We start from the raw sequence: 21,914 nt of genomic DNA, 5'->3' as shown, positions 1-21,914 counted from the left end.
AAAAATAGAAATGGTCAGTCACTGGCCTGACGCGCGCGATCATAGCTGTCCGTCGCCGCCCGATCTTGGATCAGGCTGACATGTTAGCGATCATTCCGATGCAAAGGGGGCGCTCGCGCGCCGTGTCGTCAGAGGTCGATCAGTCCGCGCTTGATCGCCAGCGTCACCGCATGGGTGCGATCGGTCGCGTCGAGCTTCGAGAAGATCGACTTCATATGGCCCTTCACCGTCTCTTCGCTGATATCGAGTCGCGCCGCGACCTGCTTGTTGCTGTTGCCCCAGGCCGCCAGCGAAAGCACCGCGATCTCGCGCTCGGTCAGCGGGTCTTCCAGCACATGCAGGGCGATCGCGGTGGCGACGGTGGCGTCGAGATGCTTGCCGCCCAGATGCACGGACCGGATCGCGTCGAGCAGCTGCTTGCGCAGGCTGGCCTTGAGCAGATAGCCCATCGCCCCTGCGCGCAGCGCCTTGATTGCGCGGCCATCGCCCGAATAGGTGGTCAGCACGATGATCCGGGCGTCGGGATGGATGGCCCGGATCGCGGCGATCGCGTCGAGCCCCGGCATTTCCGCCATCTGCAGGTCCATCAGCACGATGTCGGGGCGCAACCGCGCATATTCCTCTACCGCGCGCCGGCCATTGTCCGCCTCGCCGACGATCCGCATGTCAGCCTGGGTCGCCAGCATCGCCCGCACGCCCTCACGCAGCAGCGCATGATCGTCCACCACCAGGATCGATATGGGGGTGATCGCAGGCTGCATGTCGTGGCTGTGGATCGGACCGGGCTGCATCGCGCCAGAGTGGCGTGTTCCGCTTCCCAAGTCCATGCGATAGTCGCGCCTCATCGCGGCGCGGCCGGCCATTGTGCGATGATCGTGCCCAGCACGTCGGCGGCGTTGTCGGGCTGGTCGAAGGTCCAGTTCAGGCCGGCGAACCGGCCGGGAGCGGGACCGGGAGAGAGATAGGCGTCCAGCGCCGCCAGCACGCCGGCCATCATCGCACGGGCGGCAGCGCGTTGCCCAACCTTCGTTGCCGCCGGATCGAGCAGCCGCAGCAGGCAGGCGATCGAACAGCTGTCGAGCCGGAGCGCTGCGCGCATCGCCACGGCGGCCAGCCGGCCCAGCCGTTCGGCATCCAGATCGTCGATTTCTCCCATGCCCACAATCATCAGCGACCGGCAGCGCACCGGCGGCGGCGGGCTGGACAGGATCATCGTCTCGCCGAACCTGCCGTCGAACAGGCCGCCCGCGCGCAGTTGCGACAAGGTGCCTGACAGGGCGGCGTCGAGCGCGCAGGCGCCAGGATCGATCCGGCTCGTGGCGGACAGGACCGGCATGCCGACGATCAGCAGATCGACATCGCTCGCGATCGGATCGACCGGCCCGGCGCGGAAGCGGACGGTGCGATATGTGCCGACGATCGGCGCATCCATGCTCGCCACCCTGTTGATCCTCCCGCCATGACGCAGCCGTGCGGGTCGGCGTCTCCTTGGGCCAAGCTAGAGGGACATGGCGCCCGCGTCGTGGCCAGGGCGCGCGGGATTTGGACAATCATGCGGAATTGCCGTGGTGGGAAAGGGGGAGGCGTGCATCCAGGCGTCCCGGCTACCAACGGCTTTGGTGGTTAACTTCTGTGGGAAGATTGGGAATGTCGGGCGCTTTCGGCGCGGCTCTTCATCAGCGGCTGGATGCGCGTGCCGAACGCTTCCACCCCTTCCAGGAAATCGTCGAAGGTCAGTAGCACGCCGCCGGTATTGGGCACCTGCGCCATTTCGTCCAGCATTCGTGCCACGCTGGCATAGCTGCCGACCAGCGTGCCCATATTGATGTTCACGGCCCCTTCGGGCGCGGCAAGCTGGCGCACATTGGTGTCGGTGTTGACGGTGTCCTTCGCGCCCTGGTCGGCCAGCCAGGCGATCGCCTCGATATCGACGCCGTCATTATAGCTTTGCCACTTGGCCATGGCCTCCTCGTCGGTCTCCGCCGCGATCACCATGACCAGCACGAACACCGACACGTCCCGGCCGGTCTGCGCCGTGAATTTCGCAAGGCGGTCATTGTTCAAGGCGAAGGCGGTCGGCGTGTTGACGCCCTTGCCGAGGCAAAAGGCATAGTCCGCCCATTTGGCCGAGAAGGCGAGGCCCGCGTCGGACGATCCGGCGCAGATGATCTTCATGTCGGCCTGCGGCTGGGGGCGGACCAGACAGTCATCCATCTGATAATATTGCCCCTTGAAGTCCGATCGACCGGTCTCCCACAATTCCCGAAGCACGCGGGCATATTCGTCGAGCACATCATAGCGATTGCGGAAATGCTCGTCCCCTGGCCAAAGCCCCATCTGGGTATATTCGGGCGGCTGCCAGCCGGTGATGAGGTTGAGGCCGAAGCGACCATGGCTGATGCTGTCGATGGTGTTGCACATGCGTGCGGCAAAGGCGGGCGGGATGATCAGGGTGGGGCAGGTGGCGAAGATCTTGATCTTCTCCGTCACCGCCGCAAGGCCGGCCATCAACGTGAAGCTTTCCAGCCCATATTCCCAGAATTGCGTCTTGCCGCCGAAACCGCGCAGCTTGATCATCGACAGCAGGAAATCGAGGCCATGTTTCTCGGCGCGCTGGGCGATGTCCTTGTTGAGGTCGAAGCTCGGCAGATATTGAGGGGCGTTCTCGCTGATCAGCCAGCCATTATTGTTGATGGGAACGAAAACGCCGACCTGCATGGCTTCAACTCCTGAGGAAGGGGAGGACGAGGCGATGGAAAGCATCCGGGTCGGTCACGTTGCAGGCGTGGCCGCCCCAATCGAAGCTGGCAGTCCTGGCCCATGCGATCGGCGCCGCGACATCGAGGGCGCTGGCATGGGGGACGAGGAAATCGTCGCGGGTGGCGATGGTCAGCACCTTGGCCACGGCCGTCAGGTCGAGCAGGTGCGGGCTATAGGCCTGCACGGCGGCGATCCGCTTTTCCATCGTGGCCGCGCCGGGGAAGGTAGCGAGATGATGCGCCAGTTCAGCCTTCAGCGCGTCGTCATGGGCCGCGATCCAGTCCGGCGGGAACAGGAACAGCGGTTGCGCCCGCAGGAACGCCTCGACACCGGCATGGCGCAACAGGGCCAGCCGCGTGTCGAAGCAGCGGCGGGTATGAGGCGACAGCGTCCGCCAGCCGTTGATGATGATCAGGCTGTCGAGCCGAGAGGTCGCGATCGCCAGTTCCATGCCGATCGCGCCGCCCAGCGCATGGCCGATGAAATGCGCGCTGCCGATGCCCAGCGCATCCATCAGGGCGATGACGTCGCCGGCCATATCCTCGACCGAGGTGGTTTCCGGCAATGTCCGATCGCTGCGGCCAGTGCCGCGATGGTCATAGGCGATGACGCGGAAATGCTCTGCCAGTGCCGGGATGTTCGGTGCCCAATAGCTGGCCGATCCGCCAAGCCCGCTCGACAGGATCAGCGGCGGGGCGTCTGCGCGCCCGTGGGTTTCATAATAGAGGCCGGCGGCCTCAGCCAAGATGCGCGACCGAGGCGATCTCGACCAGGCAATCGGGTTTCACCAGCTCGCACTTGATGCAGTAGCGCGCCGGCTTGTCGCCGGGGAAATATTCGGCATAGACAGTGTTGAAGGCCGCGTAATCGCCCAGATCCTTGAGGAAGATATGGTTCATGGCGATGTCCGCCATGGTGCCGCCGGCCGCCTCGACCGTGATCCTGATGACGTCCAGCACATGGCGGGTCTGCGCGGCGGCATCGCCGACATGCAGCACCGTGCCGCCTTCGCCCAGCGCCAGCACGCCCGAGACATAGATCGTATTCCCGGCCCTGGCACCCGCCGAATAGGGGGCAATCGGCGTCGGGAACTGGGGCGGGTCGATCGGTTCGAAGGGCATCAGATCTCCTTGGGCGGAAGCTGGCCGACGGCGGTGCGGAAATCGGCGACATTGCTCACCCAGCCGAAGAATTTCTCGACATTGTAGAGGCTCGCCTCGCGGATGAAGTCCGGCCCCAGATGATGCACCGCATCTTCCAGCAGCACGCCGAAATATTCGAGATGGAAACCGTCGCGCAGGGTCGATTCCACACAGACATTGGTGGCGATGCCGGTGAAGACCAGGGTGCGGATGCCGCGCGCGCGCAGCACGCTATCCAGTTGCGAGTTGAAGAAGGCGGAATAGCGCGGCTTGTGGACGCGCAGGTCGTTCTCCCGCGGCGCCAGCGCCTCCACCAGTTCATAGTCCCATCCGCCGCGCGCCAGGAATTTGCCCGCCAGGTCCGGCCGCGCCCGCATCGTCTTGAGCGCATTGGACTTGTGCCAGTTTGGCGACAGCGGCGTGCCGGCCTCGGCATAGCCGCTGTCCCAGCCATTCTGCAGGAAGATCACCGGCATGCCCGCGGCCCGCGCCACATCGACGACCTCCGCGATCCGGGGAATGACGCCCGCCGCCGGGCCGACGTCGAAGCCGGCCTCGTCGACATAGCCGCCCTTGCTGGCATAGGCATTCTGCATGTCGACAACGATCAGCGCTGTCGTCGCGGCATCGATCCGGATTGCTTCGGGGCGCGCCGGCAGCACCACGCAGGGGCCGGAACGGGACGGGGCGGGATCGACGATGGCTTCGCTCACCGGCGCAGGATTGAGCAGATGCACCCAATGGTCAAGCGCGGCCGTCATGGCTAAGGCGCGAGCCGGATATATCTCGGCTCTCGCCCTTCAGCGGGCTTTTGAGATTTTCGGGAAAATCTGGAGCGGGTGAGGGGAATCGAACCCCCGTCGTCAGCTTGGGAAGCTGCTGCTCTACCATTGAGCTACACCCGCGTCTGGACCGGCCATGGCATGGCCATGGGGCGCGGTCAACGGGGCTTGATGGACGCGCGCGAAATTAGCCGACCTGGCGTTTCGCCAGCTTGCGGGCGAGGGTGCGGCGGTGCATCCCCAGACGCCGGGCGGTTTCGGAGATGTTGAAGTCGCAATCCTTCAGCACCTCATGGATATGTTCCCATTCCAGCGTCTTGATCGATGTCGGGCGCGGCGCCAGCGGCGCGGCGGGGTCGCCGCCCGAGCGGGCGAAGGCGGCCTCGATATCGTCGGTGTTGGAGGGTTTCGCCAGATAGTTGGTCGCGCCGAGCTTGATCGCCTCGACCGCAGTGGCAATGCTGGCAAAGCCGGTCAGCACCACGATCAGCATGTCGGGATCATGGGCGTGCAGCGTCTGGACGCAGACCAGGCCCGATTCCGGGCCGAGCTTCAGATCGACCACGGCATAGCCGGGGCGGTTGCCCTTGAGCACCTCCTCCAGCGCGCCATGGCTGGCGGCGGTCAGCACGTCATAGCCACGCCGCTCGAACGAACGTTTGAGGGTCTTTGCAAAGGCCTCGTCATCCTCGACGATCACCAGCAGCCGTTCAGCTGTCATCTTCGCTGTCACTTTCCTCTTCCAGTGCGACCGTATCGAGCGGCAGGCGCAGCAGGATCAGCGCGCCGCCATCGGCGCCATTGCTGGCCGATACGCTGCCGCCCAGCTTGCGCACGACATTGACCACAAGGAAGAGGCCGAGGCCATGGCCTTCCTTGCCCTTGCTGGAGCGGTAGGGCTTGCCGAAATCCTCCAGCATCGCCTGCGAAAAGCCGCTGCCATTGTCGCGCACGGCGATGTTGAGCGAGGCGCTGTCGCGTCCGACCAGCAGGTCGATATAGGTGGCGCCGGCCTCACGCGCATTGTCGAGCAGATTGCCGACCGCCTGGCGGATCACCGGGTCGGCGATGATGCGCGGATAATCATGCGGGCCGAAGTCGCAGCGCAGCGGCATGCCGGGGTTAGCGCGGCGCCATTCGGCCGCAATGCCCTCGATGAAGTCGCGGACATTGGTGACGGCCGGCGCCTCGCCGCGCGCCTCGCCCGAGGAAAGAAGGATGCCGGTGACGATCGCCTTGCAGCGCAGGACCGCGCTCTGCATCTCGCCCACTTCCTCGACCAGAGCGGGATGCTCGGTGATTTCGGGCATGCGGCGCCAGTCGCCCAGCACCACGGCGAGCTGGGCGAGGGGGGTGCCCAATTCATGCGCCGCGCCCGAGGCGAGCAGGCCCATGCGGACGATATGTTCCTCCTCCGCCGCATGCTGCCGCATGCTGGCGAGATAGGCTTCGCGCGCCTGAAGGTTGCGGTTGATCCGGGTGATGAACAGCACCAGCAGCACCGCGATCATGGTGAAGCAGATCCAGGTGCCGATGATGTGCAGGTCGAACAGCCGGCCTGCCAGCCGGTCGCTCAGGTCGAGCGGGCGATAGTCGAGCGCCAGCAGGCCGGCGCACAGCGCCGACACGGCGGTGATGCCCCAGGCGCTCGCCCGGTCGAGCAGCAGCACGCCAAGCGCGACCTGGAGCAGATAGAGCGAGACGAAGGGGTTGGTCGCGCCGCCCGACAGATAGAGCTGGGCGGTCAGCAGCAGCACGTCGAACAATAGCGACACCGACAGTTCGGCGCGGGTGATGTCGGTCCGGGGGCGCAGCGCCGCAAAGCTGGCGGCGTTGACCAGCACGGCGACGGCGGCGACCAGCAGCATCGGGGCGAGGGGCAGGCGCACACCCATCAGGAACTGGACGATCAGGATCGTCACCAGCTGCCCGGCGATCGCAATCCAGCGCAGCTGGATCAGCAGCGCCATATTCTTGCGACCGGCGGCATCGGCGGGCCACTGGCTGGGCAGCCAGCGGCGCCTGACGGCTTGGGTCTCGCTCATTCCGCGCTGTCTTCTGGATCCCGACGCATGAGGAAGATGTAGGCGCCTGCGACCATCGCCGCCAGTATGAACCAGGTGATGGCATATTGGAGGTGATTGTTGGGGAAGCGGACGACGGTCAGGCCGCCGACCGGCGCGGTGTCGGGCGCGCAATTGGCGCCGGCATCGACGAAATAGTCCGCGACCGGCGGGGCGACATGCTGCGCGGCGGCGATCGCGGCGACATCGCGCGAATACCAGCGGCCGGCGGCGGGATCATTGCTGCGCAGGAAACCACCCTTGGGCTCGGTCAGGCGCAGCAGGCCGACGATCTGGACCTTGCCTAGAGGCCGGCTGTAGCGGGTGCGATTGTCCTGCGGCACGAAGCCGCGATTGACCATCAGGGTGAAGCCGGCGTCGGTCACCAGCGGCGTCATCACCCAGAAACCGGGGCCGCGCACGGTGACGGCCTGGGTCAGCACCGCCTTGTCATGCAGGAAACGGCCCGATGCGGTGATGCGGCGATATTCGTCGTCGCTGGTAATGCTGCGGGGGGCGGGGACGGGCGCGGCATGGATGCGGGCGTCGACCCGTGCGATCAGGTCGCGCTTCCAGGCGAGGCGATAGACTTGCCAGCTGCCGAGCGCGCAAAGACCGGAAAACAGGATGAGGGCGATCAGCGTCAGGCCGATCGTAAAGCGCGGGGAGCGCCGGCGGCGCCCCCCGATCTTCGCGGATGTCACGGCATCTCGCTCATATTGTGCATCGCCGACATGTCGGCGTGCGGCATCATGTTCGCGTTGAGGTGGAACATGACCCACATCGAACCCGACAGCACGATGACGACCAGGACGATGGTCAGCATCATCGCCATGAACGACCAGCCGCCTTCGACGCGGGTGTTCATGTGCAGGAAGTAGATCATGTGGACGATCACCTGCACCGCGGCGAAGGCCATGATGACGATGCCGGTCAGCTGGGGATTGCCCAGCACGCCCGACATCACCAGCCAGAAGGGAATGGCCGTCAGGATCACCGACAGGCCAAAGCCGATCATGTAGCTGCCGAAGCTGCCATGCGATCCTTCTTCATGATGGTCATCGTGATGATCGTGCCCATGACCGTGGGCGTCGTGGCTATGGACAGCGTCGCTCACCGCAGGACTCCCATCAGATAGACAAAGGTGAAGACGCCGATCCAGATGACGTCGAGGAAGTGCCAGAACATCGACAGGCACATCAGGCGACGCTTGTTGGCCGGGATCAGACCCTTCTTGGCCACCTGCACCATCAGCGTGATCAGCCAGATCGAACCGAAGGTGACGTGCAGGCCGTGGGTGCCGACCAAGGTGAAGAAGGCCGACAGGAATGCCGAACGCCACGGACCCGCACCTTCATGGATGAGGTGCGAGAATTCGTAGAGTTCGATGAACAGGAACGCCCCGCCGAACAGGAGGGTGACGAACAGCCAGCCCTGGGTGGCGCTGATCCGGTTCTTTTCCATCGCCAGCATGGCGAAGCCGTAGGTGATCGACGAGAAGAGCAGCATCGCGGTGTTGAGCGCGATGAGCGGCAGGTCGAACAGATCCTTCGGGCCGGGGCCGCCGGCAAAGCTGCCGCCGAGCACGGCATAGGTGGCGAACAGGATGGCGAAGATGAGGCAGTCGCTCATCAGGTACATCCAGAAGCCCAGCATGGTGCTGTGGCCTTCGTGGAGGTGCGGCTCCTCGGGCAAATGATATGCCCGAGGTTCCGTGGTTGCAGTTGCGCTGCTCATGTCAGTCAGACTCCAGCGGCGAGGATTCGCGTGCGCTCTTCCTCGGTGCGCGTCACATCCTCGACGGGGATGTAGAAGTCGCGCTTGTAGTTGAAGGTGTGGCCGATGGCGACCGCGACGATGCCGATGAAGCTGAGGCCCGCGAGCCACCAGATGTACCAGATCAGCGCGAAGCCGCAGAGCGTCGACAGGGCGGCAAGGATGACGCCGGCGCCGGTGCTGCTGGGCATGTGGATCGCCTGATAGCCGGTCAGCGGACGCTGATAGCCATTCTTCTTCATGTCCGCCCAGCTGTCGGCGTCATAGACGACCGGCGTGAAGGCGAAATTATACTCCGGCGGGGGCGAGCTGGTCGCCCACTCCAGGGTACGGCCATCCCACGGATCGCCTTCGACCTTCAGTTCGTCGCGCTTCCAGATGGAGATGGCGAACTGAAGCAGCATCGCGCCGATGCCGGCCGCGACGATGGCGGCGCCGATCGCGGCAATGACGAAGTAGATCTGCAGCGACGGATCGTCGAACACGCGCATGCGACGCGTCACGCCCATCAGGCCCATGATGTACAGCGGGGTGAAGGCGAGCCAGAAGCCGACCTGCCAGCACCAGAAGCTGACCTTGCCCCAGAACACGTTCAGCTTGAAGCCGAAGGCCTTGGGCCACCAGTAGTTGATCGCCGCGAACAGGCCGAACAGCACGCCGCCGATGATCACGTTATGGAAGTGCGCGATCAGGAACAGCGAGTTGTGCAGCACGAAGTCCGCCGGCGGAACGGCGAGCAGAACGCCGGTCATGCCGCCGACCGTGAAGGTCAGCATGAAGGCGACGGTCCACATCATCGGCAGCTCGAAACGGATCTTGCCGCGATACATGGTGAAGAGCCAGTTGAAGAGCTTCGCACCCGTCGGGATCGAGATGATCATCGTCGTGATGCCGAAGAAGCTGTTGACGCTGGCGCCCGAGCCCATGGTGAAGAAGTGGTGCAGCCACACGAGGTAGGACAGCACCATGATGCAGCAGGTCGCGTAGACCATCGAGGTGTAGCCGAACAGGCGCTTGCCCGAGAAGGTCGAGGTGACTTCCGAGAAGACGCCAAACAGCGGCAGGATGAGGATGTAGACTTCCGGGTGACCCCAGATCCAGATCAGGTTCACGTACATCATCGGGTTGCCGCCGAAGTCGTTCGTGAAGAAGTTGGTGCCGGCATAGCGGTCGAGCGACAGCAGGACCAGCGTGGCGGTCAGGATCGGGAAGGAAGCGACGATCAGGATGTTCGCGCAGAGCGAGGTCCAGGTGAACACCGGCATCTTCATGAGGGACATGCCCGGCGCGCGCATCTTCACGATGGTCGCGATCAGGTTGATGCCCGACAATGTCGTGCCGACGCCTGCCACCTGCAGCGCCCAGATATAATAGTCGACACCCGTGGCCGGGCTATAGTCGATCCCCGAAAGCGGCGGATAGGCGAGCCAGCCGGTCTGGGCGAATTCGCCCAGGAACAGCGAGGCCATCACCAGCACCGCGCCGCCCGTGGTCATCCAGAACGAGAAATTGTTCAGGAAGGGGAAGCTGACGTCGCGGGCGCCGATCTGCAGCGGGACGATATAGTTCATCAAACCAGTGATGAACGGCATCGCCACGAAGAAGATCATGATCACGCCGTGGGCCGTGAACACCTGGTCATAATGATGGGCGTTGAGATAGCCCTCGGACCCGTTGAAGGCGAGCGCCTGCTGGAGGCGCATCATGACGGCGTCGGCAAAGCCGCGCAGGAACATGACAAGGCCGAGCACCATGTACATGATGCCGATCTTCTTGTGGTCCACGCTGGTGAACCATTCCTTCCAGAGATAGCCCCAGAGCTTGAAATAGGTCAGCGCCGCAACGACGGCCGCGCCGCCCAGCACCACCGCGCAGAATGTCGCGACGACGATGGGTTCATGCCATGGGAACGCGTCCCATGTCAGACGACCGAAGATCATCTGTGCTGTTGTGAGTGTACCGGTCATGTCTCTTACCGATGCTGCGCGTGCGCGTCAGCGCCGCTGTGAGAGGAGTGATCGGCCGGGGCCTTTTCGGCACCGGGCGCATCGGGGGCGGTTTCCTTGCCCTCGTTGCGATCGGTCTGGTCGATCACATGGCTGTTGGGGAAGTCGTACTGGAGGCCTTCGGTCTCCTTGGCCGACTCCTTGCCCGCGCCGCCCATCTGGTTGATGTGCATCAGCTCGCCCATGCAACGCTGGCCGGGCTTGGGGCAGAGATTGACGACCGCGTCGAACAGCTTGGCATCGGCGGTCGAGAAATAGGCGACGGGCGCCTTTTCGCTGGGGTTGGCCAGGTTCAGATAGACATTGCGGTCGAGCGACGCATTGCTGGCCTTCACCTTGGCGACCCAGGCGTCAAAGCCGGCCTGGTCCAGCGCCTTGTAGCCGAAGCGCATGTGGGTGAAGCCCGCGCCCGAATAGTTGGCGGAGAAGCCGGTGCCGGTGACCGGCTTGTTGGCAACGGCGTGGAGCTGCGTCTTCATGCCGGGCATCGCGTAGATCTGGCCGGCGAGTTCAGGGATATAGAAGCTGTTCATCACGGTCGAGGCAGTGATGTCGAAACGGACCGGAACATTGGTCGGCAGCGCCATTTCATTGACGGTGGCGATACCCTGTTCGGGATAGATGAAGAGCCATTTCCAGTCGAGCGCCACGACCTGGACGACCAGCGGCTTGACCTTGGGATCGATCGCGGTCTGCGCGTCGATGCGGTCGAGCGGACGATAGGGGTCCAGCTTGTGGGTGCTCACCCAGGTCAGCGCGCCCAGGCAGATGATGATGAGGAGCGGGGCCGACCAGATGAGCAGCTCCAGCTTGGTGGAATGATCCCAGTCGGGGTCATATTCCTTTTCGACCGCCTTGTTCGCGGCGCGGTAACGCCAGGCGAAATAGACGACCAGTGCCATGACGGGGATGACAATGAGGAGCATCAGCGCGGTCGAGATCAGGATCAGATCGCGCTGCTGCACCGCAATGTCGCCCGACGGGTTCATCACGACCCAGTTGCAGCCCGCCAGCGGCGCCGCAAGGATCGCGGAGGACCAGCGCAGAAGCCGGCTCCAGTTGGGTGAGAGAGGGTGTGACATGGCGCGCGGTTACCGATTCCGCACGCCATGCGATAGTGGGCAATTTGTCCAATTATGTGCGGACGCAAAAAATGTTTCACATGTGGGATACTGCTTAGACTCTGTGGGTTTTCTGTTATGTTGCCATTCTCTGGCCGTCGGGAGACCCAAAACAGGCACCGTCGGCCCAGCCAGGGAGCGGATGCCTATGACTTCACAGGCCATTGCCTTCACCTCCAGTTCGCTTGAGGATGATGCGCGCAAAATCAATGCACGCGACCACAGCATTGCACCGGGAGACATCTCCATTGGTGTGATCATTGGCCGCACCTCCGAATTTTTCGACTTCTTCGTTTACGCCATTGCTTCGGTTATCGTTTTTCCGAACCTGGTCTTTCCCTATGTCGATGCCCTGACGGGCACGCTCTATTCCTTCGCGATCTTCGCCGTCGCCTTCATCACGCGTCCGATCGGGTCGCTGATCTTCATGGCGATCGACCGGCGCTATGGCCGCGGGACCAAATTGACGGCGGCCCTGTTCCTGCTGGGCGGGTCGACCGCGGCGATCGCCTTTATGCCCGGTTATGCGACGATTGGCCACTATGCCGCTGTCGTTCTGGTGATCCTGCGCGCGGCGCAGGGCATTGCGCTGGGCGGGACATGGGATGGACTGGCGTCGCTGCTGTCGCTCAACGCGCCGCCGCACCAGCGTGGCTGGTATGCGATGGTGCCGCAGCTCGGCGCGCCGCTGGCGCTGCTGGTGGCGAGCGGTCTGTTCGCCTTCTTCCTGCTGACGCTATCGGAAGCGGACTTCCTCGACTGGGGTTGGCGCTATCCCTTCTTCGTCGCCTTCGCGATCAACGTCGTGGCGCTGTTCGCCCGGCTGCGCATCGTGGTGACACATGAGTTCGAGCGTCTTTTCGAGCAGAAGGATCTGGTGCCGTCGCAGGTGCTGCCGACGGTCAAGGCGGAAGGGCGCAACATCATCATCGGTGCCTTCGCGCCGCTGGCGAGCTTTGCCCTGTTCCACATGGTCACCGTGTTTCCGCTCAGCTGGGTGGTGCTGTTCACCGATCAGCCGATCGATCGCTTCCTGGTGATCGAGATGATCGGCGCATCGGTCGGCCTGCTGGCGATCGTGGTGTCGGGCTTCATCGCCGACCAGATTGGTCGTCGCTCGCTGCTCGGCTGGTCGGCCCTGGGCATCGCAATCTTCGCGGTGGTGGCGCCGCTGCTGCTCAATGGCGGGGATCTGGGCGAGGTCGCCTTCATGATCCTGGGCTTCATGCTGCTGGGCCTGGCGTTCGGCCAGTCGTCGGGCGTGGTCGCCTCCAACTTCGCGACCGAGGCGCGCTATACCAGTTCGGCGCTGACGTCGGATCTGGCCTGGCTGGTCGGTGCCGGCTTCGCGCCGCTGCTGGCGCTGCTGCTGTCGGTGAAGTTCGGCCTGGCCGCGTCGGGCATCTACCTGCTGTCGGGCGCGGTTGCGACGATGGTGGCGCTCTACGTCAACAAGGAACTGGCGGCGCGGGATCGCTGATCCCGGCCGACGGCCTTGGCAAAATGGGAAGCGTGATCGGCCCGGCCGGTCACGCTTTTTTTGTCGCTGCGACCCGTGCTTTCATCCGGGCGAGGCCCTTGCGGTCGAACCAGCCGATCGGGCCGGGGCGGGGGCGCCAGCGCGGCAGCCAGTCGGGATAGAGGCTGACCAGGTCGCGCGGCAGGCCGGCAGGACCGACCCGGCTCATGATGTCGGAGACGATGCGGTTTTGATAATAGCGGACCGAATAGTTGATCAGCCGCTTGTAGTGCATTCGCCAGGTCAGCGGCCGGGTGAGGCCGACCGGTTCGCAGGCGAAGCCGGCGCCCTCGCAGGCCAATACCCGCTCCAGTTGCCAGTCGGCGTCGCTTGCCAGATCGGTATGCGCCCAGGAGGCGACCAGCCCGTCGTCGCCGACCAGATCGTCGGGCAGGCGCAGGCCACTCGCCCGGATGGCGGCGACGAAGCGGCCGGACAGGGCATAGAGATCGCCGAAGATGCCGCGCTCGATCCGCAGGTTGCGGCGATAGGTTTCCACTTCGCGACCATTGACCGGCATGCCGGCGGCGGCGTTGGCCTGCGGGTGGGCGGCAAGGTCGGCCACCAGCGCGTCGATCGATCCGGGCGCGATCTGGGCATCGCCGTCGAGGAAGATGACGGCATCCTCCGTGCCGGTGAGCAGGTGGTGGACGAAATGGTTCCAGGTGCGCGACTTGCCGCCGGCGGCGATGTCATGGACGATCACATGGGCGCGGCCGGCGGCGGCGGCGCGGGCACGCGCCACGGTGCGGTCGGTGGTGCCGTTCACCAGCACATGGAAGATCGTGTCCGGGCGGTCGAGCGGCAGCGAGCCGAGACAGCCGGCGATCCGACGTTCCTCCTGATGGGCGAAGATGGCGACGGCGACGACCATGGCGAGATCAGCGGAAGTCCCAGCCCTGCTGGCCATGTTCGACGGCGTCCGGGCCATCGGCTTCGGCCTGGGGCGTGGCACGCAGCGGCACCAGGATCGAGACGATCAGCGCGGCGATGGCGGTGCCGACCAGCGCCCACAGTGCAATCACGACCAGACCGATCGCCTGGGCGAGCAGGCTGGCGGTGGCGGTGATGCCGGCGTCGAACCCGACCCCGCCGAGCAACGGCAGGACGAACAAAGGCAGCAGCAGCGCGCCGGTCGCGCCGCCCAGGCCATGGACGGCGGAGATATGGGCGGGATCGTCGATCCAGGCGCTGGCGAAACCGGCGCCGATGCGGGCGATGATCGCGGCGGCGAGGCCGACCAGCATCGCCCCGCCGGTGCCGACCAGGGCGGCCGATGCGGAAATGGCGGCGAGGCCGGCAATGGCGCCGGATAGCAGGCCGGTGGCACTGGCATGGGCGCCGAGCAGCCGGTCGACCAGCGCCCAGCCGAGGCTGGCGGCGCAGGCGGCGAAGAAGAGGTTGAGGATCGCGGTGGCGGCATCGTCGGTGGCGCCCAGCGCCCAGCCGCCGACCGCACCGGCATAGCCGACCCAGAAGAGCGCACCGCCGGCGATGGCGAGGATATGGGCATGGCCGCCACCCTGGGCATCGCGGGGGCGCCCGGCGACGAGGGCCAGGGCAAGGGCGGAGAAGCCGGCCAGGACATGGACGACCAAGCCACCGGCAAAGTCCATCGCGCCAAGCTGTGCCAGCCAGCCGCCGCCCCACATCCAGTGGGTGATCGGGGCGAAGACCAGCAGCAGCCAGAGCGGCGCGAAGGCGGCGACCCAGCCAAGGCGGGCGCGGCCGGCGATCGCGCCGACGGATATCGCCCCGGCCAGTACGGCAAAGCCCATCTGGAACAGGACGAAGGCGGATTCGGGCACGGTGAGGCCATCGCGCAGCGGGGCGAGATTGGCGAGCAGCAGATTGCTGCCGCCGCCCAGCCATTCGCTGCCCGGCGCATAGGCAAGGCTGTAGCCGGCAAGGCCCCAGCCTAGCAGGATCGTCGCGCCAGCGACCAGCGTCTGGGCCATGGCGGCGAGCCCGTGGCGGACATTGGCAAGCCCCGCATGACGCAGCATCAGGCCCGGCAGCGCGGCGAGTAGCAGCAACAGGGCGCAGGCGATCATCCAGCCCGTGTCGCCGCTGTCGGGCGCCGCCACCTGGGCTGCGGCCGGCTGGGCCAGCAACAGGGCGGCAAGAACGGGCAGGGCAAGGGCTGGGCGCATGGAGGAAGGTCCGGTTGGGGTCAGGTCGCCCTGACTAGCGCGGGCAGGGTAAAGACTTCCATAAGCATGGTAATGTTCCGGCAGGTTGATCCGCCGCCGCGCTGTTCAGAAACCCTCGGTGCCGCACTGGATGCGGCCGGTGCCTTGATTTTCGACGGTGCAGATCGGCTTGCCGGCGACGCTGACATCGCCCGATCCGGTCGAGCGGATGCTGACCGGGCCGTTGGCGGTGAGGGCGACATTGCCCGAGCCGTCGTTGAGGATCGCGGCCTGGCGCGCGACCAGATGGTCGGCAACGATCGCGCCGGGGCCGCTGATGCGCAGATTGGCGACGCCGGCGGTGCCGGCGAGCGTGGTGCGGCCGCCGCCGGCGAGCGTGACCTGGAGATTGTCGAGTTGGAGCGAGGCGACGCTGACATCGCCATTGCCGCCCTGAACGATCTCGCCATTGAGGCCCTTCATCGCGCTGACCGCGACGGCGCCGCCGCCGGTCAGGACGACGCGGTTCACTTCGCCGGTGGAGAGGCGGATGGTGGCGGGGCCAAGACCCTTTTCGCCCGGTTCGGGCTGCTCCATCGAGATGATGGCGAGGCGGCCCGAAACATCGACGCGCAGCCGGTCGAGCGCGCGCTGGTCCCCCTCCGCCCGCGCCGAGACGCCGGTGCCGGTGGTGATGATGACCGTGACCGGGGCGTCGACGCGGATCTGGTCGAAGCTGGTGATGGTATAACCGCGGGTGGCGGCGCTGGCGGGGGAAGCCCCGGCCAGTGCCGCCGCCGCTGCCAGCATCAGGGGCCGCAATGCGCTTCGCCCGGTCCCATCGTGTTCGTCGTGCATTGCGCCTTGCCCTTCACCTTGACGTCGCCGGTGCCCATGATCTTGATAGCGACCGGACCGTCGGAGGCAAAGTCCATGTCGCCGGTGCCCATGACTTCGGCGGCGGCACGGCCGAGCTTCAGCCCGGCGGCATAGATGTCGCCGGTGCCGGTGATCGACAATTCGCCCTGATCGGCGGTGCCGGCGAGGGTGATGCTGCCCGATCCGGTGATTTCCGCCTTGAGGCTGCCAAGCTTCACCTGGCCGATGTCGAGATCGCCCGAACCGGTGAGCGAGAGGGCGAGTTCGGTCCCTTCCGCCTTGTCGAGGGTGAAGTCGCCCGAGCCGGTGACGTCGATCGCGCGGATGGCGGGCAGGGTGACATGGATGGTCGCGCCCTTGCCGCCGTCGACCTTGTTCCACATGCCTTCGGACTTGCGGCCGATCTGGAGCGTGTCGGCCTTGGTCCGGATGTCGAGCAGGGCGACCGACTTGGGATCGCCATCGGCGGTGACCGAGAATTTGGGGCCGATGGTGACGACGACATTGTCAGGTCCGGTCACGTCGATGCGGCTGAAATCCTTGAGTGCGGCCCAGTCCTGCGGGGTACTGGCGGCGGCTGGGGATTCGCCGTTGCCACCGCCAGCCTGATGGTCGTTGCCGCGCGAGCAGGCGCTGGTGGCAAGGCCGATGGCGAGCAGGGTGGCGAGGGTCAGGTGATGGGACAGGGGCAGGCGCGGCATCATTATCTCCATGCTGTATTATCTTTACAATACACTCTTGCCGTGGCGGTTCCAAGCCCCCTTGTTCGTCGGGCAGGATAAGGCATGATATCTGCAGGATAAAAGAAGGGTATTCCACCGATGCGCAAGCTGTTTTCCGCCCTGCCGCTGGTCGCGATGATGGGAGCGGCGGCCAGCGCCGCGCCGGCTGAGGATGATCTGACGGCGCGCGGCGCGACATGGTGGCGCCATGTCCAGATATTGGCGGCGGACGACATGCAGGGGCGCGGCACCGGCACGCCGGGCTATGACAAGGCGGCCGACTATGTGATCGGCCAGTTTCAGGCATTGGGGCTGAAACCCGCCGGGGTCGAGGGCTATAAGCAGCCGATCGCCTTTGTCGAGCAGACAGTGCTGTCGGGCGAGAGCAGGGCCAGCCTGGTCGGCGCGAGTGGCGAGACGGCGTTGGCAGTGCCGGGCGACATCATCTTTTCCGGCAGCGGCGGCCCGGTGCCCGGCGCGATCGACGCGCCGATGGTGTTTGCGGGCTATGGCCTGCATCTGCCCGAAGTGGGCCATGACGATTTTGCCGGGCTGGACCTGAAAGGCAAGATCGTGGTGGTCGTTTCGGGCGGGCCGGCGGAGATCAGCGGCGCGCTCAAATCCCATGCCCGATCGGAGCGGGGCCACTGGCTGGCGGCGCAGGGGGCGGTCGGCATGATCAGCCTGGTGACGCCGGGGCAGGTCGAGATTCCCTGGGACCGGCGCAAGGCGCTGGCGAGCGCGCCGGCGGTCTATTATGAGGATGTGGCGATGCGCGACACGCAGACGCCCTTCCTCAATGCCCAGTTCGACCCGGCCCGGTCGGCCGACCTGTTCGCCGGCAGCGGCGAGGATTTCGCCGCGATCGCGGCGGCGGCCGATGCGTCCAAGCCGGTTGCCAGCTTCCCGCTGACGCTGCGGCTCAAGGCGGCGGTCGCGGCCAAACGGGTGGCCTTGTCCTCGCCCAATCTGGTGGCGGTGATGCCGGGCAGCGACCCCAAGCTGGCCAAGGACTATGTCGTGCTGTCGGCGCATCTGGACGGCTATGGCGTTGGCACGCCGATCAAGGGCGACGCCATCTATAACGGCGCGCTGGACAATGCGTCGGGCGTCGCCAGCCTGATCGAGATCGCCAAGGCGTTGAAGGCGAGCAAGGTGAAGCCGAAACGATCCATCCTGTTCACCATCGTCACCGGCGAGGAAAAGGGCCTGTTGGGATCGCGCTATTTCGCGCGGCGGCCGACCGTGCCGAGCAAGAGCATCGTCGCCGACCTCAATTTCGACATGGCGCTGCCGATCTTCAAGCTGACCAGCGTGACCCCGGTCGGCTATGACCAGAGCAGCCTGGGCCAGGATGCGGCGGCGGTGAGCGAGGCGATGGGCCTGCCGATCACGCCCGATCCCTTCCCCGACCGCAACGTCTTCATCCGGTCCGACCAATATGCCTTCATCCGCGAGGGGATACCGGCGCTGTTCTTCAAATATGGCTTCAAGGCCGGGACGCCGGAAGCGACGGTGGAGAAGGCCTGGCGCGCGAACATCTATCATTCGCCCTTCGACGACGCGAACCAGCCGGTGATGCCGGCCGAGACGGCGAAGCTGAACGATTATGTGACCGCGGTGACGCTGCGGGTCGCCAATGCGGACACGCGGCCGAGCTGGAACAGCGACAGCTTCTTCAAGCGGTTCGTGAAATAGGCGGTTCGTGAAATAGGGCGCAGGGCGAGCGGCGGAGAACGATCATGAACCAGGCCAGGCGCGTGCTGACCGGATGCGGGCTGGTGGTGGGGGCGGCGGGCTTTTTCCTGCTGGGCATAGGGGTGTCGCCGCGCGCGGCGCATCGGCAGGAGGCGCCGCCTTCTGCCATGTCGTCGGGCGGGCCGGTATCGTCGCCGTCGGGCCGACGGATATTCTCTCCCTCGATTGCGGGAGACCCCTATGTTTTGCAGCAATGGAAGGTGGCCGTCGAGAAGATGGAGCGGCGCTGCCGGGAGGCGGGGGAATTTTGCGCCGAAGCCAAGGCTGCTAGGGAACAGATGGACGAAATACGATAATCGATCGGTTATGGGTTGAGCTTTGCTTGCCGGGGGCGCCTTCGCGATGCCGGCTTCATCCAATGACGATGTCGCTGGCGTAAAGCTGGATGCCGACGCTGAACTGAATTTGGGCAATCAGCGCGGCGGGGGCCGCGCCGCTGCCATCGGGATCGAAGAACAGCATCCTGCTGTCCTGCGCATAGAGGAATCGATCATTGGCATCGGTTGCCACGCCGTTGGCATTGCTGGAAAAATTGCTGTCGTCCACGCTGGTCAGGCCACCTACGGCGCGGCCGGCCACGATCAGCCGATCCACGCCCTGTTCGAAATCGCGGACGGTATCGCCGCCTTCGGCCAGGTCGCGCCAGACGAAGCGATCCTTGCCGGCGCCGCCGAGCAGGCGATCGGCGCCGAGGCCGCCATAGGTCCTGTCATTGCCCGCGCCGCCGGCGACGGCATCGTCCCCGGCGCCTCCGTCCACTATGTCGCGGCCTTCACCGCCATCGAGTTGGTCATTGCCGCTGCCGCCATAGAGCCGGTCGTCGCCCCATTCGCCCCACAGGATATCGGCGCCGTCGTCGCCGAACATTATGTCCGCGTCCGACCCGCCATAAAGTATGTCATCGCCGGCATCGCCATGGATGCGATCATCGCCGTTGCCACCCGAGAGCGTATCGCGATCATCGCCGCCATATAGGCGATCGGCACCGTCGGCGCCGACAATGTCGTCCGCGCCGGCGCCGCCAAGGATGAGATCCGTGCCCGCGCCGCCATCCAGGCTGTCGCCGCCGCCCCGGCCGAACAGCACGTCATCGCCGCCATCGCCCCTGAAATCGTCGTGCATGTCGCCGCCGATCAACCTGTCCCTGCCATCGCCGGCCCGGATGATCGCCTCGCGAGGGCCGAGCAGGACATAATCGTCGCCCGTGCCCAGATAGGCGATCAGCACTTCGATGCCGTGGATCGTGACCAGGGTGCGCGGGGCTGTGCCGTCGCCCGCATCGGCGGTGATGCGTTCGAAATTGGGCAGGATCTTCAGCTTCTGCGTCATTTCGCTGAGGTAGAGATAAGCGAGGTCGGTGCCCTCGCCACCGTCGATCCGGCTGCCGAACACGTCCGAATAGCGGCTGGCAATGCCGAGATGGATGCGGTCTCCACCCGATCCGCCGAGCAGTACGTCCCGGCCGCCGCGGCCATAGAGAATGTCATTGCCGCCGCGCCCGACGATCCGGTCGCGACCGGTGGTGCCGCTCAGAATATTGTTATTCTTGGTTCCGTAGCGATTGGCCATGACGGTCGATCCTTCTCCAGTCCCCTATTGGCGCGAGACCGATGACGGGACGGCGGATTTGTGCGCGCGATATTATATCGATCCGCCCGGCTTGGAAAGCATGGCGGCCAATTGCGCAGGGCTTGCCCTATGGTGCTGGCGTGGTCTGGCGTGGCTAGCGCCGGGGCCTGCAATTGCCGATGCGGGCGCCGGTGATCGACATGAGAAATTCCATGTCGCCATCCATGGAGGCGCCCTAGTCACGACTGGCCCGGCAGGGAATGGTTGCCGGGCCTGCTGGTCAGCCTAGCGCCTTGGTCACGACACCAATGGCCTGATCGATGGCCTGCGCCCGATCGCAGTTGGCGGCGCATTTCCCCTTCTGATATTCCAGCTTCTGGAGCAGGTCGCGCGCTGCATCGGGATTGCCGAGGCGGATTTCGGCCAGCGCTAGGCCCGACATGGCGCCGGGATGGCCGCTGCGCCCATGGGGCAATGCCCGTTCGAAATAGCGCCGTGCGCCTTCGGGATTGTTGAGCGCCAGCGCCGTCACCCCTTTCAGGAAGCGCGCCTCAAGATCGTTCGATCCGCTCATGATCCTGTCCAGCGCCTTGTCGGCCTGGGCATAATGGCCTTGCTGCATCAAATGGCGGACCTGGCCATATTGCGGCGATCGAAAATCCCCATAGACGCCCGAATCGACGTTGTAGAGATTGTCCCAGCTGGGACGGAGCCCTTCGTAAGAGCGGGCCTGATCGGGCGACTGGGCTGTCGCCGGGGCGGCGAGTACGGAAGCGATTACCGGTAGAAGAAACGCGAAACGCATCGGGGCACTCCTTCGCTAGACGAAAGGAGGTTATGGTGACAGCAGGGGCCTGTCAATTTTGGTTTCAATTCGGAACTGTTGCCGGCAATCCGGGGCAATTGTTCGATATCCGATGCCTTCTTCAGCCACATGGCTATCGGCTCGACACCGAGCCGCGCTCAGCGCCGGGGCCTGCAATTGCCGACGCGGGTGCCGGTGATCGACATGAGAAATTCTGCGTCGCCACCCATGGGGCTGCCCAGATCGCGGGCGGGCGCGCTGTTGACCTCGAACAGGCGGATGTTGCGTTTTATCTCGACACTGCGCGGGCCGATTTCGCCTTCCAGCTTGCCCTGCATCCGCACCCCCGGCCCGAGCCAGCAGCGCTGATTGCCGTGTATGGCGGCGCCGTCGCCGTCCAGTTTCCATTGCCGGCAATAGCTGGACGTGCCGGGGCCGGCGAAACTGTCGTCCAGCATGGTTTCGATCGTCGCGTCGATCGTGCCGTCGGGGATGCACAGGTTCCAGGTGCGGATCGGCAGGGTGCGGGTGCTGAAATCGCGGATCACGGTCTGGTGCTGGCTGAACGCCCATTGGCCCGCGAGGATCGGGTTGGGGCGGCCGGTGACGACGATCGGCGGCCCCTTTGGCGGGGCGGGCGGCTGGTCCGGCGGGGCCGGGGACAGGGGTGGCGTGGCTGGAGGCGGGCCGGCCATGGCGGCGACGGCGGCCGGCGCGGGCGGGGGCAGGGGCGCGGACACCGGCACGACCTCATCCTCGAAACTGGCGATCTTGGCGTTGATGCAGGCCTTGCCACCGGTCGGATCGCTGACGCCCTCGCGCACGCAGGCGCTGAGCATCGCGCACATGATCCGGTCGATCCGGGCGTCGCCGCTGGAAC

23 protein-coding genes and 1 tRNA gene are annotated in these 21,914 nt (G+C 65.4%); 3 read left to right on the top strand and 21 right to left on the bottom strand.

Features of this window, described 5'->3' with window-relative positions; genetic code table 11:
• Positions 1–128: 128 nt before the first annotated feature.
• From ACUCV3_RS21000 to cyoA, 14 genes are all read right to left on the bottom strand, one after another.
• Complete coding sequence (locus tag ACUCV3_RS21000) at positions 129–791, bottom strand: response regulator (protein ID WP_052076695.1); 663 nt, start codon at positions 789–791, stop codon at positions 129–131.
• A 50-nt stretch (positions 792–841) separates the two neighbouring features.
• A complete protein-coding gene (locus tag ACUCV3_RS20995; RefSeq protein ID WP_279730866.1) occupies positions 842–1,432 on the bottom strand; it encodes a M17 family peptidase N-terminal domain-containing protein in 591 nt (196 codons plus the stop codon).
• 191 nt (positions 1,433–1,623) lie between these two features.
• Positions 1,624–2,718, bottom strand: coding sequence for a pyrimidine utilization protein A (gene rutA / locus ACUCV3_RS20990; RefSeq protein ID WP_482241113.1), 1,095 nt, complete (start codon positions 2,716–2,718; stop codon positions 1,624–1,626).
• A gap of 4 nt (positions 2,719–2,722) precedes the next feature.
• Positions 2,723–3,505: a pyrimidine utilization protein D gene (gene rutD, locus ACUCV3_RS20985; protein ID WP_279730843.1), complete on the bottom strand. Its 783-nt coding sequence runs from the start codon at positions 3,503–3,505 to the stop codon at positions 2,723–2,725.
• On the bottom strand, positions 3,498–3,881 hold the full coding sequence (rutC, locus tag ACUCV3_RS20980; protein WP_279730845.1) for a pyrimidine utilization protein C: 384 nt from the start codon (positions 3,879–3,881) through the stop codon (positions 3,498–3,500). The genes rutD and rutC overlap by 8 nt, the downstream gene beginning before the upstream one ends.
• Positions 3,881–4,663 carry a pyrimidine utilization protein B gene (gene rutB / locus ACUCV3_RS20975; RefSeq protein WP_279730847.1) on the bottom strand — a complete coding sequence of 261 codons (783 nt, stop codon included), beginning with the start codon at positions 4,661–4,663 and terminating at the stop codon, positions 3,881–3,883. Before rutB ends, rutC begins: the two co-directional genes overlap by 1 nt.
• 70 nt (positions 4,664–4,733) lie before the next feature.
• Positions 4,734–4,807: transfer RNA gene (locus tag ACUCV3_RS20970), tRNA-Gly, on the bottom strand.
• 64 nt (positions 4,808–4,871) lie between these two features.
• Positions 4,872–5,405, bottom strand: a complete 534-nt coding sequence (locus ACUCV3_RS20965; protein WP_017499774.1) for a response regulator transcription factor — start codon at positions 5,403–5,405, stop codon at positions 4,872–4,874.
• On the bottom strand, positions 5,395–6,729 hold the full coding sequence (locus ACUCV3_RS20960) for an ATP-binding protein (protein ID WP_048937550.1): 1,335 nt from the start codon (positions 6,727–6,729) through the stop codon (positions 5,395–5,397). Before ACUCV3_RS20960 ends, ACUCV3_RS20965 begins: the two co-directional genes overlap by 11 nt.
• Positions 6,726–7,451 (bottom strand): SURF1 family protein, encoded by a 726-nt coding sequence (locus ACUCV3_RS20955; RefSeq protein ID WP_279730849.1) that lies wholly within the window; start codon positions 7,449–7,451, stop codon positions 6,726–6,728. Before ACUCV3_RS20955 ends, ACUCV3_RS20960 begins: the two co-directional genes overlap by 4 nt.
• On the bottom strand, positions 7,448–7,864 hold the full coding sequence (gene cyoD / locus ACUCV3_RS20950; RefSeq protein WP_017499771.1) for a cytochrome o ubiquinol oxidase subunit IV: 417 nt from the start codon (positions 7,862–7,864) through the stop codon (positions 7,448–7,450). The genes ACUCV3_RS20955 and cyoD overlap by 4 nt, the downstream gene beginning before the upstream one ends.
• Positions 7,861–8,484, bottom strand: coding sequence for a cytochrome o ubiquinol oxidase subunit III (cyoC, locus tag ACUCV3_RS20945; protein ID WP_004207842.1), 624 nt, complete (start codon positions 8,482–8,484; stop codon positions 7,861–7,863). The genes cyoD and cyoC overlap by 4 nt, the downstream gene beginning before the upstream one ends.
• A gap of 5 nt (positions 8,485–8,489) precedes the next feature.
• Positions 8,490–10,490, bottom strand: a complete 2,001-nt coding sequence (cyoB, locus tag ACUCV3_RS20940; protein ID WP_026108880.1) for a cytochrome o ubiquinol oxidase subunit I — start codon at positions 10,488–10,490, stop codon at positions 8,490–8,492.
• Between the two features lie 5 nt (positions 10,491–10,495).
• Positions 10,496–11,611, bottom strand: a complete 1,116-nt coding sequence (gene cyoA / locus ACUCV3_RS20935; RefSeq protein WP_482241112.1) for a ubiquinol oxidase subunit II — start codon at positions 11,609–11,611, stop codon at positions 10,496–10,498.
• A 187-nt stretch (positions 11,612–11,798) separates the two neighbouring features.
• Between cyoA and ACUCV3_RS20930 the strand changes: the two genes are divergently transcribed.
• The gene (locus ACUCV3_RS20930; RefSeq protein WP_010338183.1) at positions 11,799–13,130 is read left to right on the top strand and encodes an MFS transporter; all 1,332 of its coding nucleotides are present in this window, start codon (positions 11,799–11,801) and stop codon (positions 13,128–13,130) included.
• A 49-nt stretch (positions 13,131–13,179) separates the two neighbouring features.
• On the opposite strand, the gene ACUCV3_RS20925 is transcribed toward ACUCV3_RS20930, so the two are convergent.
• The 4 genes from ACUCV3_RS20925 to ACUCV3_RS20910 form a co-directional block, all read right to left on the bottom strand.
• Positions 13,180–14,043, bottom strand: coding sequence for a glycosyltransferase (locus ACUCV3_RS20925; protein WP_279730853.1), 864 nt, complete (start codon positions 14,041–14,043; stop codon positions 13,180–13,182).
• Between the two features lie 7 nt (positions 14,044–14,050).
• Positions 14,051–15,322, bottom strand: coding sequence for an ammonium transporter (locus ACUCV3_RS20920; RefSeq protein WP_482241111.1), 1,272 nt, complete (start codon positions 15,320–15,322; stop codon positions 14,051–14,053).
• 105 nt (positions 15,323–15,427) lie between these two features.
• Positions 15,428–16,159, bottom strand: coding sequence for a GIN domain-containing protein (locus tag ACUCV3_RS20915; RefSeq protein WP_482241110.1), 732 nt, complete (start codon positions 16,157–16,159; stop codon positions 15,428–15,430).
• Positions 16,111–16,893, bottom strand: coding sequence for a head GIN domain-containing protein (locus ACUCV3_RS20910; protein WP_482241109.1), 783 nt, complete (start codon positions 16,891–16,893; stop codon positions 16,111–16,113). Before ACUCV3_RS20910 ends, ACUCV3_RS20915 begins: the two co-directional genes overlap by 49 nt.
• 108 nt (positions 16,894–17,001) lie before the next feature.
• Here ACUCV3_RS20910 and ACUCV3_RS20905 point away from each other — a divergent pair, with 108 nt between their 5' ends.
• Both ACUCV3_RS20905 and ACUCV3_RS20900 read left to right on the top strand, forming a co-directional pair.
• Positions 17,002–18,600, top strand: coding sequence for a M28 family metallopeptidase (locus tag ACUCV3_RS20905; RefSeq protein ID WP_482241108.1), 1,599 nt, complete (start codon positions 17,002–17,004; stop codon positions 18,598–18,600).
• A 44-nt stretch (positions 18,601–18,644) separates the two neighbouring features.
• Entirely contained in the window at positions 18,645–18,956 is a 312-nt protein-coding gene (locus ACUCV3_RS20900) for a hypothetical protein (RefSeq protein ID WP_279730860.1), read from the top strand.
• 55 nt (positions 18,957–19,011) lie between these two features.
• Here the strand turns inward: ACUCV3_RS20900 and ACUCV3_RS20895 are convergent, their stop codons facing one another.
• The 3 genes from ACUCV3_RS20895 to ACUCV3_RS20885 all read right to left on the bottom strand — a co-directional run.
• Positions 19,012–20,229: a calcium-binding protein gene (locus ACUCV3_RS20895; RefSeq protein WP_482241107.1), complete on the bottom strand. Its 1,218-nt coding sequence runs from the start codon at positions 20,227–20,229 to the stop codon at positions 19,012–19,014.
• Positions 20,230–20,509: 280 nt separating this feature from the next.
• Positions 20,510–21,034 carry a tetratricopeptide repeat protein gene (locus ACUCV3_RS20890; protein ID WP_004207831.1) on the bottom strand — a complete coding sequence of 175 codons (525 nt, stop codon included), beginning with the start codon at positions 21,032–21,034 and terminating at the stop codon, positions 20,510–20,512.
• A gap of 158 nt (positions 21,035–21,192) precedes the next feature.
• The coding region (locus ACUCV3_RS20885; protein ID WP_279730864.1) for a hypothetical protein at positions 21,193–21,914 on the bottom strand (722 nt) is incomplete at its 5' end.

The sequence above is a fragment of the Sphingobium sp. VMM genome, from assembly GCF_056790315.1.
This window is presented reverse-complemented; position numbering and strand designations above follow the sequence as displayed.